The sequence below is a fragment of the Streptomyces sp. NPDC002888 genome, from assembly GCF_042888465.1.
GTDB lineage: Bacteria > Actinomycetota > Actinomycetes > Streptomycetales > Streptomycetaceae > Streptomyces.
The window spans coordinates 1-13,694 of sequence record NZ_JBIAPU010000055.1 but is presented as its reverse complement, the minus strand read 5'-3'; the positions used below and the strand labels follow the sequence as shown (position 1 = coordinate 13,694).

Below are 13,694 nucleotides of genomic sequence, written 5' to 3'. Positions count from 1 at the left end.
CCTTGGAGCGCTGAGCAGCACATGACCAGCAGCCCGTCCGATTCCCCGCCGCCTCCTTCCGCCCCCTCACTCCCCCGCAACGGCCCCCGTCTCTCGCGGGAGGAGTTCGACACGCTCTTCGACACGCTGCGCACCTGGGGCCGCTGGACCCCCGCCGACCGCGGCGCGTGGAACCGGGTCACCCCGGCCCACGTCCAGCGTGCCACCGCCCTGGTCCGCACCGGCACCACCGTCCCGATGGCCCTGCCCTGGAACACGGTGCCCGGCCCGGACAACGGCAAGCCCGCCCTGCACTACATGTCCGACCTCGGCGACGTGGAGGCTCCCGAGCCGTCCTGCCACAAGGACTTCATCGCCGTCGACTACCACGGCAAGGGCGTCAGCCACCTCGACGCGCTCTCCCACATCGCCTATCGCGGCCAGCTCTACGACGGCCGCACGGCCCGGGAGGTCGTCGACGCCGCCGGCGCCCACTTCGGCGCCGTCTCCGCACTCGGCCCCCTCGTCACCAGGGGCGTCCTGATCGACCTGCCCGCCGTCCTCGGCACCGACTGGCTCGAACCCGGTACCGGCGTCCACGCCGACGACGTACGTGCCGCCGAGAAGGCGCTCGGCGTGACCATCGGCGACGGCGACGCGGTACTGCTGCGCTCCGGCCACTTCCGGCGCCGCGCCGAACTCGGCGCCTGGAACCCCGACAACGCCAGCGCAGGCTTCCACGTCGACGCCCTGCCCCTGCTGGCCGAGCGCGGGATCGCCCTGCTCGGCGGTGACGGCGACAGCGACGTACGGCCCTCCCCCGTCGAGGGACTGCACTCCCCCGTGCACGCCCTCGCCATCACCGCGATGGGCGTACCGCTGCTCGACAACCTCGACCTGGAGGCGCTGTCCGCCGCCTGCGCGGCGGCGGGCCGACACGAGTTCCTGCTCATCGTGGCGCCGCTGAACATCCCCGGCGGCACGGGCTCGCCCGTGAACCCGGTCGCGGTGCTGTGATGGCGGGCGACCGACCGGCCGGTGGCCGGTTCACCGTAGGCGTCAGCCGTGACTTCCTCGACGCGGACGGGCGCAACGTCTGGGGCGACATCCGCCTCGGCGAACTGGACGCCGCCGGGATCGACTGGGACTACCTCCCGCGCGACACCGACGAGCTCCTCGCGCCGGACATCGACGGTCTGGACGCCGTCCTGTTCGCCGCCCCCGCCGTCACGGCCCGCACCTTCGCCGGCGTCACCAGATCGCCGCTCCTCCTCGCCCGCTTCGGAGTCGGCTACGACGCCGTCGACCTCGACGCCTGCACCCGGCACGGCGTCCTGGTGACCATCACCCCCGACGGCGCCCGGCGGCCCGTCGCCACCGCCGCCCTCACCCTGCTGCTGGCCGTCCTGCACAACGTCACCGCCAAGGACCGGCTCGTACGCCAGGGACGCTGGTCCGAGAAGGAACAGTGGATGGGGCTCGGGCTCACCGGCCGCCGCGTCGGTCTGCTCGGACTCGGCAACACCGCCCGCGATCTGGTGGGACTGCTCCGGCCGTTCGAGGTCGAGGTCCTCGCCTACGACCCGTACTGCCCGCCGGAGACCGCCGCGGATCTCGGCGTACGTCTCGCCGACGCCGACACCGTGATGGCTCAGGCCGACGCGGTGATCGTGATGTGCGTGCTGACCGAGGAGACCTTCCACCTGGTCGACGCCCGGCGGCTGGCCCTGATGAAGCCTTCGGCGGTACTGCTCAACGTCGCCCGCGGCCCGATCGTCGACGAGGCGGCGCTGATCGAGGCGCTGCGCGCCGGTCGCATCCGCGGCGCAGGACTGGACGTGTTCGAAACCGAGCCGCCGGACCCGAGCAACCCGCTGCTGAGCATGGACAACGTGATCCTCAGCCCGCACAGCCTGGCCTGGACCGACGAGATGTCCGCCGGGAACGGCGGCAGCGCGGTACGGGCCGTCCTGGACGTGGCGACGGGCCGGCTGCCCCGGTTCGTCGTCAACCGGGACGTCCTCGGTCACGCGTACCTCTCCGAGCGGCTGGGCGCCCTGGGGACGGAGACGGGTGAGCCCACGCGGGCGGGGGTCCGCCCGTGAGCTCGCCGTCTCCCCTCTCCGGGACCGTCGGCTTCGTCGGGCTCGGTGCGATGGGCCTGCCGATGGCGGTCAACCTCGCGAAGGCCGGCTTCGACGTACTGGCCTGGAACCGCAGCCGGCCTCCACTCGACGCCGCCGTCGCCGCCGGGTGCCGTGCCGCCGCCCGTCCCGCCCAGGTGGCCGGCGCCGCTCGGGTCGTCCTCACCATGCTCCCCGACCTCCCCCAGGTCCGGGCGCTGCTGGACGACCCGGCCGGGCTGCTCGCGGACGCCGACTCCGCGGGCGCGGGCCGTGCCATGGACACGCTCGTCGTGATGGGCACCGTCTCGCCGGTGGCGGTCCGCGCCCTGGCCGAGGAGCTGGGCCCGCGCGGCATCGAGGTCGTCGACGCTCCCGTCAGCGGTGGCGTGACCGGCGCCCGCGACGCCGCCCTGTCGATCATGGCGGGCGGAACGGAGGACGCCGTGGCACGGGTCCGCCCGTACCTGGCGGCCCTGGGCTCGACCGTGCGCCGCATGGGCGGCACCGGATCCGGATCGCTCGCCAAGGCGTGCAACCAACTCGTCGTCGCCGGGACCCTGGTGGCCCTGGCCGAGGCCGTCGTGCTCGGTGAGCGCGGCGGACTCGAACCGGCGACGCTGCTGGACGTGCTGGCCGGCGGCCTCGCCTCCTCCGAGGTGCTGGCGCAGAAGCATCACCACCTCGCCGACAGCGACTTCACCCCCTCCGGCCCCGCGCGCTATCTCCACAAGGACCTCGGCTTCGTCCTGGACAGCGCCACCGACGCGCACGTCACGCTGCCGCTGTCCGCCACCGTCGCCGGCCTCTACGCCGCGGTCGACGCCGACGGCCTCGGCGACCTGGACAACAGCGTCGTCCTCCGGCTGCTGCGCGAGGGCCGCCACCCCTCCCCCGACTCGCACCCCACCACCACGAAGGACTGAACCACATGCAGGTAGGAATCGTCGGCCTCGGACGTATGGGCGGCAACATGGCGGCCCGCTGGCGCGACCGCGGCCACGAGGTGCTCGGCTACAGCCGCACCTCACCGGACCGTGACGCGGACTCACTCGAGCAACTGTTGGGCAAGCTCGCCGCCCCGCGCGTGGTGTGGCTGATGCTGCCCGCAGGCGACCCCACCCACCGGGCGATCCACCAGTTGGCCGCCCTCCTCTCCCCGGGCGATGTGATCGTCGAGGGCGGCAACTCCCGCTTCAGCGACGACACCGAGCACGCCCGGCTGCTCGCCGGGCACGGCGTCGGATACGTCGACTGCGGGGTCAGCGGCGGCGTGTGGGGCCGGGAGAACGGCTACGCGGTGATGTGCGGCGGCGCGGACGAGCACGTCCGGCGGGTGTGGCCACTGCTGGAGTCACTCGCGCCGGAGCAGGACGGCATCTGCCACGCCGGCCCGGTGGGCGCGGGGCACTACGCCAAGATGGTCCACAACGGCATCGAGTACGGCATGATGCAGGCTCTCGCCGAGGGCTACGAGCTGCTGGAGGCCTGCGAGTACGTTCCCGACGTGCCGAAGGTCCTCGCCTCCTGGCGGCACGGCACGGTCGTACGGTCCTGGCTCCTCGACCTCCTCGTCCGCGCCCTGGAACAGGACTCCGGGCTGGCCGGTCTGTCCGGCCGGGTCGACGACTCCGGCGAGGGCCGATGGACCGTCGAGGAGGCGGTACGCCTGGCGGTGTCCGCCCCTGCCATGACCGCCGCCCTCTTCGCCCGCTTCGCCTCCCGGCAGCCGGACGCCGCCCAGCTCAAGGCGCTCGCCGCGATGCGGCAGCAGTTCGGCGGACACGCGGTGCACGCGGCGGCGGGCACGGCCGGGAGCAAGGGCTGACAGCGGATCAGCGGAGGAACTTGTCGGCCAGGAGTCGCGCGATGGCCCAGTCCTGTATGGCGACGCCGACCGTCTTGAACACGGTGCGCTCGCGGTGGCCGACGGGAGCGGTGGTCAGGGCGGCGCCCAGTTCCGTGAGGTCGTCCTGGGCGATGGCACCGGTCTGAAGGGCGTGGATGATCTCGCCGGACTCTTCGAGGACGGCGTCGCGTTCGTCGATGACCACGGTGCTGTCGGCCAGCAGTTCGTCCGGCAGTTCGCGCATGGTGGGGCGGAAGGCGCCGATGGCGTTGACGTGGACCCGCGCGGGCAGGGCGGAGGCGGGGAAGAGCGGGCTGGTCGCGGGGGTGGCGCAGCAGACGATGTCGGCGTCCTGGACGGCCGAGGCCGCCTCGGTGGCGATGGCGATCTCGGTGCCGTCCAGCTCGGCCCGCAGGGTGTCGGCCAGTGCCTGGGCGCGTTCGGCATGGGTGGCCACGACGGTGAGGTGGCGCAGTGGCCGGACGGTGTGGACGGCGCGGACCTGGTCGGGGCCCTGGGCACCGGCGCCGATCAGGGTCAGCCGGTCGGCGTCGGGCGCGGCCAGGAGGTCGGTGGCGACGCCGACCGCCGCACCGGTGCGCAGGGTGGTGACGGCGGCGGCGTCGGCGACCAGGTGGTCGAGCCGGTCCAGGGTGCTCCAGACGACGGTGCCGGTGATGGCGGGTGCCCGGTCGAAGTTCACGCTCAGGGTTTTGATCATGGCGGACTCGGTCGGCCGGTGGTGCGCCGACATGACGAGGAACTGTCCGTCCCGCAGCGCGGTGCGGGTGGGCATCTCGAACTCCCCGCCTGCCAGGCCGATGAAGCCGCGGCGCACGGCGTCGATCGCCTCGCTCATCGACACGGCCTCACGGATCTCGTGTTCGCCGAGGCTGATGGTCTGCATGGAACTCCGTCCTTCGGCGCCGCCAGTAAGCGACTAGTAAGGTATTGCACCTTACACATCAGCCCGTCGACGGTCCGATCGCTTCCGTGTTATCCATAAGGCGTGACTCCTTCCCGCCCGGCAGCAGCGGCCGGCCACACTCCCCAGCTCAGATCGGTCAGCCTCCGAGAGCAGGCGCGGGAGGCGTTGCGGACGCGGATCGTGCTCGGGGAGATCGCGCCGGGGCAGGTGGAGAGCGTGATCAACGTGGCCGCGGCTCTCGGTGTCTCGGTCACCCCGGTTCGGGAAGCGGTCATGGACCTCGCCAACCTCGGCATCGTCGAGGTGATCCGCAACCGGGGCTTCCGGGTGCCGGTTCTCACCGATCACGACCTGGACGAGATCTTCCGGCTGCGCACCATGCTCGAAGCGCCGGCCATGTCCGAGGTCACCGAGCTCCTCGCCGGCCGGCCCATCCCGCAGTTCCGGCAGCTGGCCGAAGAGATCACCGACGCCGCGAGGGAAGGCGACCTGACCTCTTTCCTCGATCTCGACCGGCAGTTCCACCTGGGCCTGCTGGAGCTGCTCGGCAATCGCCGTCTGGTCGCGATGGCCGGCCAGCTGCGCGACCAGGCCCGCATGCAGGGCCTGCAGAAACTCGCGGACCAGGGCGAGTTGACCCGCTCCGGCGAGGAGCACATCGAGATCGTGGATGCCATCGAGTCCGGCCATGCCGACCTGGCCGCCGAACTCATGCGCAAGCACCTCGCCCACAGCCGCGGCATCTGGGCAGGCAGGACCGAAGGCGACTCCTGAGCGCAGGGCGGTCAGCGGAGCACGAATCCGGTGCCGAGGTCGTCCGCGGGATCGATCTCGAAGCGGTGCTCTCCGGTCCGGTACGCCATCCCCGTGACCTCCGGAATGACAGCGGGGTGACCTGCGACGGTCAGTTCTTCCACGAAATGCGGGCGTGGAAGCGGGTGCCGACGATCGAATCGTGGACGAGGGTCCGGCCCGGCTTGAGCCGGCCGGCCGCCGCGAGGACCGCGACCCGTGAACAGGTGCCGGAGCCGCACGGGGAGCGGTCGACCTGGCCGTCGGCGAAGACGGTGACGTTGCGCTGGTGCAGGTTGCCGTCCTCGTCGCTGCCGAGGTCGTCGAAAAGGATGGTTCCGTAGATGCCGCTGAGGCGGTCGTCGACGGGATGGCGGGCGTGTTCGGTCTCGTTGAGCGCCCATTTGACCTCGCGTCCGATCGCGATGAGGTCGCGGTAGTGGGCGGGCGTGACGGCCAGGCCGACGCTCGCGGCGTTCAGGTGCGCGTAGAGGGCACCCCCGTAGCCGATGTCGACGACGACGTCTCCGCGCGAAGTGGCGACGGCGACGCGTTCGGCGAGGCGGTAGCTGGGGACGTTGACGAAGTCGACGCCGGTGATCTGCTCGCCGGTCGCGTGTACGCGCATGGTGACCCGGCCCGAGGGGACGTCGACGACGACGGTGGTGATCCCCGAGGGATCACGGGCGACGCGGCCGGTCTGCACAGCCCAAACGGCGAGCGCGATGGAGCCGTGCCCGCAGGCGGTCGAGAAGACGACTAGGGCCGTAACAACATGTGGCACGTAAGCCAATATGCTGTACGAGGTTGCCCCGGGATCACTTTTTAGGCTCCCATTCCTTGCCACCTCAACCACTGGCGATCAATATACTGACACAAGAACAGTATTTAGTTCAGGAGGTCAGGTGCCCGTACACACGAAGGTGGGTGTCGCCGGGCTCGGAGTCATGGGCTCCGCCATCGCCCGTCGTCTCCTTGCACGCGAACGCCCCGTGCGCGTGTTCGACATCCGGTCGGCGGCCGTCGCCGAACTCACCCGGCAAGGGGCCCTTGAGGCGGCATCGCCCGCCGTGCTAGCGGCGTCGGGGGTGGTGATCCTCTCCCTCAACACCGCCGAGACGGTCGAGCAGGTCGCCTTTGGACCGGACGGGGTGCTGAGCTCGGCGGCCGACGGCGTGCTGGTGATCGACATGTCGAGCATCGGCCCGGACGCCACCCGGGAGTTCGCCGAGCGGGCCGCGAAGGCCGGGGCCGGCTGGGTCGACGCCCCGCTGTCGGGCGGTGCACCGGGCGCCGAGCGCGGTGAGCTGACGCTGATGCTCGGCGGCGAGGAGGAGCACGTCGAACGCGCGCTGCCCGTCCTCGGCGCCCTGGCCTCCCGGCTGACGCACCTCGGCCCCGCCGGCTCCGGCCAACTGGTGAAGTCCGTCAACCAGGTGCTGGTCGGCTGCGGTTTCGCCGCGCTCGCCGAGGCGGCCGCCCTGGTACGGGCGGCGGGCCTGCCGCCCCGGCAGGTACTCACCGCGCTCAGCGGAGGCAGGGCCGACTCGACGCTGCTGCAGGAGTTCTTCGTCAAGTTCGCCGAGGCCGACCTCTCCCCCACCGGCCGTGTCAGCAACATGGTCAAGGACCTGGAGGCCGCCCGCGACTACGCGCGCTCGGCCGGTGTACCGCTGCCGGTCACGAGCGCCGTCTCCGAACTGCACCGCTGGCTCACCGCGGCCGGGCACGGCGCCGCCGACAACGCCGCCCTGATGCACTACTACGCTCCCCGGGAGGTCCGGCCGTGAAGGCTCCCGCCCTGTTCGACCTCGCGGGCCGCCGCGCCCTCGTCCTGCTCGACTTCGGCGAACCCGGTACGTCCTGACGCGCTCCGCGCGCCCTCAACCGCACCGGCCCGACTGGCCAGTTGCCCCCGAACCGCCCGTGCCCGGCCCGTAGTGCCGCCGGATTCCCCTGCACGTAGGCCGGCTCCTGCCCAGGTATGTTCCGGGGCCCCGGCCGGGTCACCAGTGCCCCGCCAGGCAACGTTCGCCCCGTCGCGACGCCCGGCACGCCCTCTCGCCGCACCGGGCACAAGCCCAAGTACATCCAGTACGAGGACGTGCACCCGGCACGCCGAGAGCATGCACCGGACGCCGCTCCTTGACGGGCGAACGTTGCCTGCCGGGGCACTAGCCTGGGCAATCGACACCACGCTCACGTGTGCCGCTCCGGGTCGAGGCACCGCCGCCCGCCCGACGCACTCCTGGGAGCCGAAGGAGAGCGATGCCCGCAAGCGGCAGTTCCGACGTTCGTGCGCTCGCATGCCCGCACACGACGGGCGAGCGGGCTGACGCCGCCCGCAACCGTGCCCGGCTGCTGGAGGCGGCCGCTCGGCTGGTCGCCGAACGCGGGGCGCAGCACGTGACGATGCACGAGGTCGCGGAGGCGGCCGGCGTGGGGAAGGCCACGCTGTTCCGTCGCTTCGGGGATCGCGACGGGCTGCTGCTCGCCCTCCTCCATGAGGTCGAGGGCGAGTTCGAGGAGGCGTACACCTCGGGTCCCCCGCCGCTGGGGCCAGGAGCCCCCGCGAGGGACCGGCTGGAGGCGTTCGGCTGCGCCCTGGTCGAACGCGCCGCCACCGACGGGGACCTCGGTGCCGAACTGGTGCGTCAGATGGTCTACGAGCGTCGGCGCACCTCGGACGTCGGCCGCTCTTTCCACCGTCATGTCTCCGACCTTCTGCGTGAGGCGGGAGCCGACGGGGACCACGACATGCTCGCCCACGCCCTGCTCGCCTTCACGAACTTCGAGACGGCGGACTACCTGCGGAACACGTGCGAGGTCCCCGTCGCTCGCCTCCAGGCGACCTGGGTGGACCTGGTGCGGCGAGTGACGCGTCGGCCCGTCAGCGGAACGCCGGCATGACCTGCTCGGCGTACGTCCTCAGCCATGCCCCGGAGTCACTGTCGACCAGCTTCCGGCCATGCGTCTTCTTCTCGGGCGTGGGGATGGAGCGGTAGCGCGGTGGTGACCTCGAAGCCGCCTTCGGGGCGGGGGCCCGCACGAAGCTCGCCGCCGACGGAATGGGCGCGTTCGCGCATGCCCATGAGGCCGAAGCCGCCGCCCTGCCCAGATGCGGCGGGGGCGGGCGCGGTCGCGGTGGTCGTCGCGTCGTCGGTGATCGTGATGATCAAGCGGGCGTCCGAGTAGGCGAGGCGTACGTGTGCGGTTTCCGCGGCGGCGTGCTTGGTGATGTTGGTGAGGGCTTCCTGCACGATGCGGAACGCGGTCAGGTCGACTCCCGGGGAGAGCGGCTTGGGTTCTCCGTCGGTGGTGACGGTGACATCGAGGCCGGCGGACACGCATGCCGAGATCAGCTCGGGGAGGCGGTCGAGTCCGGGCGAGGGTTCGAGGGGATGGGAGTCCGGGTCGCCGGTCTGGCGCAGCAGGCCGACGGTGGCCTTGAGTTCGCGCAGGGCGGAGGACGTGGTGCCGGTCAGGTCGGTGAGGATCTTCTTCGTCTGCTGGGGGCTGGTGAGTGCCAGGTGTGCGGCGGTGCCGGCCTGGGCGTTGGCGAGGGCCAGATGGTGGGCGACGACGTCGTGCAGTTCGCGGGCGATGCGTACGCGCTCTTCGGTGACCCGGAGGCGGGCTTCCTCCTCGCGGGTGCGCTCGGCGTGTTCGGCCCGTGCCTGCACGGCCTCCAGGTAGGCGCGCCGGGTCCGGGTGCTGCTGCCGGCGGCGAGGGGCAGCAGCAGCCAGAGGATGGGGCCGACCACCCTGAGCCCCACGGAGAGGTCCGTCGGGTCGTTGACCGCTGACACGACCACCAGGACGGCCGTGGTCGAGAGACCGTAGGCGCGCGTGGTCCTTGGCTCGGTGAGGGTGGCCAGCCAGTAGAGGGCCATCATGACCGGTGCCAGTGTCAGGGGTGTGAGCAAATAACCCAGCACACTCGTGACCACGGTGCTCGCCCCGACCACCGCGAGGGCGGCGCGCGGATGGGTACGGCCTTGCACCAGAGCGATGCAGGAAACGGCGGCGAGAACCACGGCCGGCCACCCCTCGTCGGGGGTGTCGGTGCCCGGTGTGCTGAGCGCGGCGCCGAGGGCCGCACAGGCCACCATCGCCAAGCCCGTAGCCACGTCGACGGCGCGGGGATGACGATCCGCGTATCGCTCGGGGCTGATGATCATGTGCTCTCCGTCGGATGGGCTGAGGTCAGGGTGGACGACTTTCGGGCGGACGGCGAGGGGAGCCGCCGAGGCCGTTCACCTCGGGCGACTCCCGGTCGGGCACGTAGGGCCGGGTCAGACGCGAACCTCGGCTGTGGTGACCGCGTCCGCATCGACCGAGGCCACCTTGTCGCCCTCGTCCGCGGACCCGGACCTGTCCGGGGCCTCGCCCGTGCCGTCGGCCGCCGGTCGGCTGAGGGACTCGCCCTCCACGTCGACGTTGGGCAGCAGCCGGTCCAGCCGGCCCGGCAGCCACCATGCCTTGTCACCGAGCAGGGCGAGCACGGCCGGCACGATCGCCATGCGGACCACGAACGCGTCGAGCAGGACGGCGGAGGCCAGACCGAACCCGATCATCTTGATCATGGAGCCGGGCTCACCGACGAAACCTGCGAACACCGCGATCATGATCAGCGCTGCCGCCACGACCACACGGGCGCTGTGCCGGAACCCGGAGACGATCGCCTGCCCCGGCCGGTCCCCGTGAACGTACGCCTCCCGCATCCGCGAGACGAGGAAGACCTCGTAGTCCATGGCGAGACCGAACACGATGCCCACCAGGAAGATCGGCGTGAGGCTCATGATCGGGCCGGTCTGCTCCACCCCGAGCAGTGCGGCGCCATGACCCTGCTGGAAGACTACGACGACCGCGCCGAGGGCGGCCAGCACCGACAGCAGGAACCCGAGGGCCGCCTTCAGCGGCACCAGCAGCGAGCGGAAGACGACCAGCAGGAGCACGATCGCCAGGCCGACCACGACCACGAGATAGGGGATCAGCGCGGCCTGGACCTTGTCGGCGACGTCGATGTTCACGGCCGTCTTGCCCGTGACCTCGAAGGTGGCCCCGGTCTCGGACTCAAGACCCGGCCGTTCGCTCCGGATGGTCTTCACCAGGTCTTTGGTCTTCTCGTCGGTCGGCGCCGTCGAGGGCACCACCTGGAACACCGCGGTGTCGCCCGCGTCGTTGAACCGGGCCGGAGAGACCGACACCACGCCCTTGGTGCCGCCGATCTCCTTCGAGATCGTCTCCGCGGCGCCCTTCGCGTCGTCGGCGCCCTTGGTGTCCGCCACGATGGTCAGCGGCCCGTTGAATCCCGGACCGAAGCCCTCGGCGAGCGCGTCGTACGCCCGGCGCTCCGTGGTGGACGTGGGCTTGGCCTCGTCCCCTGGCATGCCCAGCTGCAGCTGCGTCATCGGCACCGCGAGCGCGCCCAGGCCCACAACTCCGAGGAGCAGGACGGGGATCGGGCGGCGCAGCACGAACCGGGCCCAGCGGGAGCCGCCGTTGTTCTGCGTGCTCTCCTCGATACGACCGCTCTTGCGGCCCCGGCGCGAGAGCACGGCGTTGGGCCAGAAGCCGAGGACGGCCGGGACGAGCGTCAGGGCCACCAGCACGGCGACGACGACCGCACCGGCGGCGGCCAGCCCCATCTTCGTGAGCATGGGGATGCCCACCACCGCCAGACCTGCCAGCGCGATGACGACGGTGAGCCCGGCGAAGACGACCGCGGACCCGGCGGTACCGACCGCCAGCCCCGTCGCCTCCTGCGGCGTACGGCCCTTGCCACGCTCCTCGCGATAGCGGGAGACGACGAACAGGGCGTAGTCGATGCCGACCGCCACGCCCAGCATCATCGCCAGCGTGCCGGTCGTCGAGGACAGGCCGAAGGTGCCGGACAAGGCCATGATCGCGGTCATGCTCAGGCCCACACCGACGGCCGCGGTCAGCAACGGCAACCCGGCGGCGGCCAGGGACCCGAAGGTGACCAGCAGGACAACGGCGGCCACCGCGATACCGATGATCTCGGCCGCCCCGCCCGCTCCGCCGCCGTCGTCCAGCGCGTCACCGCCGGCCTCGACGGCCAGGCCCGCATCCCGCACCTGGTCGACGGCCTGGTCCAGGCTCTTCCGGCTGGCGTCGGTGACGTCGGCGGCCGTGACCTTGTAGGTGACGGTCGCGTACGCCGTCGTCCCGTCCTTGCTGACCGCCTGCGACCGGAAGGGGTCCGCGGCACTGGCGACCTGCGCGCCGCCGGACAGCTGGTCCACGGCCTTCTGGATCGTCGCCCGGTTGTCGGACGCGGTGACCCTCTCGCCCTTCGGGGCGACGAAGACGATGCGGGCGGTCGCACCGTCGGCACTGGCCCCGGGGAAGCGCTGCTCTATGAGGTCGAACGCCTTCTGGGACTCGATGCCCGGCATCGAGAACTCGTCGTCGGAGGCTGCCGGGGCCTTGAGTCCGACCAGTCCGACGGCGGCCAGGACGGCCGCCCAGATCAGGGCGACGTACCAGCGCCGCCGGAAGGCCAGGCGGCCCACGCGATACAGGAAAGTAGCCACGGCAGGGGTTCTCCACATCTGGTGTCGAATGCCTGCCCAGGCTGCCCGGAAGCGGGCCCCCCGGTCGTCGTGCGGCTACCGTCATTTCGCGTACTGAGAACGCAGTACGGACCGCCTCACCGATCCATGAACGCCGTAGGCTCTCCGGCTCATCCGCTCCGCGGCGGTCCGCTCGTCCCGCGCACCACCAGTTTTGGATCCAGCACCGCCTCACGCGGCTCCGGCTCTCCGCCCTCCAGCCGCTCCACGGCGAACCGCACCGCGTACTCGGCGATGAGAACGGCGTCCTGACGAACCGTCGTCAGACCGATCGGCATCATGTGTGACAGGTGACTGTCGTCGTAGCCGACGACCGACATCTCGGCGGGGACGTCCACGCCCGCCCGGGCGAGGGTCATCAACAGGCCCATCGCACAACGGTCGTTGCCCGCGAGGACCGCCGTGGGCAGGGAAAGTCCCCGGTCCCGCTCGGCCAGCAGCAGGCGGCCCGCCTCGATGCCCGCGCCCTCGTCATGGGCGCCCGGGATCACCCGGATCTCCTCGGCCAGACCGTGCCGACGCATCGCGTCGCGGTACGCGCGGCGCCGCTCCGCCGAGCCGGACTGCCGGCCGCCGTCGATGTGCACGATGCGCCTGTGGCCCAGTTCGACGAGGTGGTCCATGGCCTGCCGAACGCCCTTGTGCTCGGCCGAGTGGACGCTGTCGACGCGCGCGCCCGGCACCCTCCGGCCGACCGAGACGGTCGGGGTGCGGCTCCCCAGAGTGTCCAGGTCCGCGTCGTCGGACGAGGGCCCCAGCAGGATCAGCGCGCCGCAACGGTGGCTGAGCAGGGCCTCTATCGACTTGGCCTCGTCGCGACCGGGTGCGTTGGCGGACAGCAGGACCTCGTAGCCGAGGCGCTCGGCCTCCGGGTAGATGCCCTCGACGAGATCCGCCTGGAAGGGCTCGTGCACGGTGAGCATCACACCGAGCGTGCGGCTGCGTCCCCGCGCGAGCAACCGGGCAGCGGTGTCCGGGTGGTAGCCGATCTCGTCGGCGACGCGCAGCACCCGGTCACGGGTCTTCTGGCTCGCCCCCGGCTGGTTGCGGAAGACGAGGGAGACCAGCGCCCTCGACACACCCGCCCTGGCAGCGACGTCCGTCATCGTGGGCCGCTGCTGACCCGTTGAGTCCAATGGTGAACCGTCCTCACACGGCAGGGAAATCTCCCGGCAACAACCTATTGACATGACATTTGAACGGGGTCATCGTACTCCTACTAGAGCGCACTAGTAGCGCGCGATAGTTCACCTCGGGTCTCCCCCGGTTTCCGCCGCCCATCCCGTGAGCCGGGAAAGTGAAGGGACAAAAATCGACATGTCGTTCGATGTGCTGACCATGGGCCGGGTCGGGGTGGATGTGTATCCGCTCCAGACCGGCGTGGGGCTCGCGGAGGTCACCTCGTTCGGCAAGTACCTGGGCGG

At 71.5% G+C, this 13,694-nt stretch carries 13 protein-coding genes and 1 pseudogene; 8 read left to right on the top strand and 6 right to left on the bottom strand.

Annotation, left to right across the window (positions count from 1 at the left end):
• The first annotated feature begins 21 nt into the window (after nt 1-21).
• From ACFYWX_RS47195 to gnd, 4 genes are read left to right on the top strand one after another with little or no spacing between them, the layout of a single operon-like run.
• On the top strand, nt 22-996 hold the full coding sequence (locus ACFYWX_RS47195) for a cyclase family protein (RefSeq protein WP_389431722.1): 975 nt from the start codon (nt 22-24) through the stop codon (nt 994-996).
• Nucleotides 996-2,084 (top strand): NAD(P)-dependent oxidoreductase, encoded by a 1,089-nt coding sequence (locus tag ACFYWX_RS47190; protein ID WP_389431721.1) that lies wholly within the window; start codon nt 996-998, stop codon nt 2,082-2,084. The genes ACFYWX_RS47195 and ACFYWX_RS47190 overlap by 1 nt, the downstream gene beginning before the upstream one ends.
• Nucleotides 2,081-3,028, top strand: coding sequence for an NAD(P)-dependent oxidoreductase (locus ACFYWX_RS47185; protein WP_389431720.1), 948 nt, complete (start codon nt 2,081-2,083; stop codon nt 3,026-3,028). Before ACFYWX_RS47190 ends, ACFYWX_RS47185 begins: the two co-directional genes overlap by 4 nt.
• Nucleotides 3,029-3,033: 5 nt before the next feature.
• Nucleotides 3,034-3,930: a phosphogluconate dehydrogenase (NAD(+)-dependent, decarboxylating) gene (gene gnd / locus ACFYWX_RS47180; RefSeq protein ID WP_389431719.1), complete on the top strand. Its 897-nt coding sequence runs from the start codon at nt 3,034-3,036 to the stop codon at nt 3,928-3,930.
• 7 nt (nt 3,931-3,937) lie between these two features.
• Here gnd and ACFYWX_RS47175 read toward each other — a convergent pair whose 3' ends face one another.
• Nucleotides 3,938-4,858: an ornithine cyclodeaminase family protein gene (locus tag ACFYWX_RS47175; protein ID WP_389431718.1), complete on the bottom strand. Its 921-nt coding sequence runs from the start codon at nt 4,856-4,858 to the stop codon at nt 3,938-3,940.
• Between the two features lie 102 nt (nt 4,859-4,960).
• Here ACFYWX_RS47175 and ACFYWX_RS47170 point away from each other — a divergent pair, with 102 nt between their 5' ends.
• Nucleotides 4,961-5,653 (top strand): GntR family transcriptional regulator, encoded by a 693-nt coding sequence (locus ACFYWX_RS47170; RefSeq protein WP_389431717.1) that lies wholly within the window; start codon nt 4,961-4,963, stop codon nt 5,651-5,653.
• Between the two features lie 11 nt (nt 5,654-5,664).
• On the opposite strand, the gene ACFYWX_RS47165 is transcribed toward ACFYWX_RS47170, so the two are convergent.
• Together ACFYWX_RS47165 and ACFYWX_RS47160 are read right to left on the bottom strand one after the other, a co-directional pair.
• On the bottom strand, nt 5,665-5,796 hold the full coding sequence (locus tag ACFYWX_RS47165; protein ID WP_389431716.1) for a proline racemase family protein: 132 nt from the start codon (nt 5,794-5,796) through the stop codon (nt 5,665-5,667).
• Entirely contained in the window at nt 5,784-6,455 is a 672-nt protein-coding gene (locus ACFYWX_RS47160; RefSeq protein ID WP_389431715.1) for a proline racemase family protein, read from the bottom strand. Before ACFYWX_RS47160 ends, ACFYWX_RS47165 begins: the two co-directional genes overlap by 13 nt.
• Before the next feature lie 121 nt (nt 6,456-6,576).
• On the opposite strand from ACFYWX_RS47160, the gene ACFYWX_RS47155 reads away from it, so the two are divergent.
• The gene (locus ACFYWX_RS47155) at nt 6,577-7,461 is read left to right on the top strand and encodes an NAD(P)-dependent oxidoreductase (protein ID WP_389431714.1); all 885 of its coding nucleotides are present in this window, start codon (nt 6,577-6,579) and stop codon (nt 7,459-7,461) included.
• Nucleotides 7,462-7,939: 478 nt separating this feature from the next.
• Nucleotides 7,940-8,581, top strand: a complete 642-nt coding sequence (locus tag ACFYWX_RS47150) for a TetR/AcrR family transcriptional regulator (RefSeq protein ID WP_389431713.1) — start codon at nt 7,940-7,942, stop codon at nt 8,579-8,581.
• Nucleotides 8,582-8,616: 35 nt separating this feature from the next.
• Here the strand turns inward: ACFYWX_RS47150 and ACFYWX_RS47145 are convergent, their stop codons facing one another.
• The 3 genes from ACFYWX_RS47145 to ACFYWX_RS47135 all read right to left on the bottom strand — a co-directional run bounded on the left by ACFYWX_RS47145 (nt 8,617) and on the right by ACFYWX_RS47135 (nt 13,376).
• Nucleotides 8,617-9,852, bottom strand: coding sequence for a sensor histidine kinase (locus tag ACFYWX_RS47145; RefSeq protein WP_389431712.1), 1,236 nt, complete (start codon nt 9,850-9,852; stop codon nt 8,617-8,619).
• 114 nt (nt 9,853-9,966) lie between these two features.
• On the bottom strand, nt 9,967-12,231 hold the full coding sequence (locus ACFYWX_RS47140; RefSeq protein ID WP_389431711.1) for an MMPL family transporter: 2,265 nt from the start codon (nt 12,229-12,231) through the stop codon (nt 9,967-9,969).
• Between the two features lie 149 nt (nt 12,232-12,380).
• Entirely contained in the window at nt 12,381-13,376 is a 996-nt protein-coding gene (locus ACFYWX_RS47135; RefSeq protein WP_389431710.1) for a LacI family DNA-binding transcriptional regulator, read from the bottom strand.
• Nucleotides 13,377-13,587: 211 nt separating this feature from the next.
• Here ACFYWX_RS47135 and ACFYWX_RS47130 point away from each other — a divergent pair.
• Nucleotides 13,588-13,694 (top strand): annotated as a pseudogene (locus tag ACFYWX_RS47130) (5-dehydro-2-deoxygluconokinase); the annotation flags it as partial.

Bases quoted from the DNA above. Each gene is read 5' to 3' on its own strand.
- ACFYWX_RS47195 (WP_389431722.1), top strand. From the start codon at position 22: ATGACCAGCAGCCCGTCCGATTCCCCGCCGCCTCCTTCCGCCCCCTCA.
- ACFYWX_RS47190 (WP_389431721.1), top strand. From the start codon at position 996: ATGGCGGGCGACCGACCGGCCGGTGGCCGGTTCACCGTAGGCGTCAGC.
- gnd (WP_389431719.1), top strand. From the start codon at position 3,034: ATGCAGGTAGGAATCGTCGGCCTCGGACGTATGGGCGGCAACATGGCG.
- ACFYWX_RS47175 (WP_389431718.1), bottom strand. From the start codon at position 4,858: ATGCAGACCATCAGCCTCGGCGAACACGAGATCCGTGAGGCCGTGTCG.
- ACFYWX_RS47150 (WP_389431713.1), top strand. From the start codon at position 7,940: ATGCCCGCAAGCGGCAGTTCCGACGTTCGTGCGCTCGCATGCCCGCAC.
- ACFYWX_RS47145 (WP_389431712.1), bottom strand. From the start codon at position 9,852: ATGATCATCAGCCCCGAGCGATACGCGGATCGTCATCCCCGCGCCGTC.
- ACFYWX_RS47135 (WP_389431710.1), bottom strand. From the start codon at position 13,376: ATGACGGACGTCGCTGCCAGGGCGGGTGTGTCGAGGGCGCTGGTCTCC.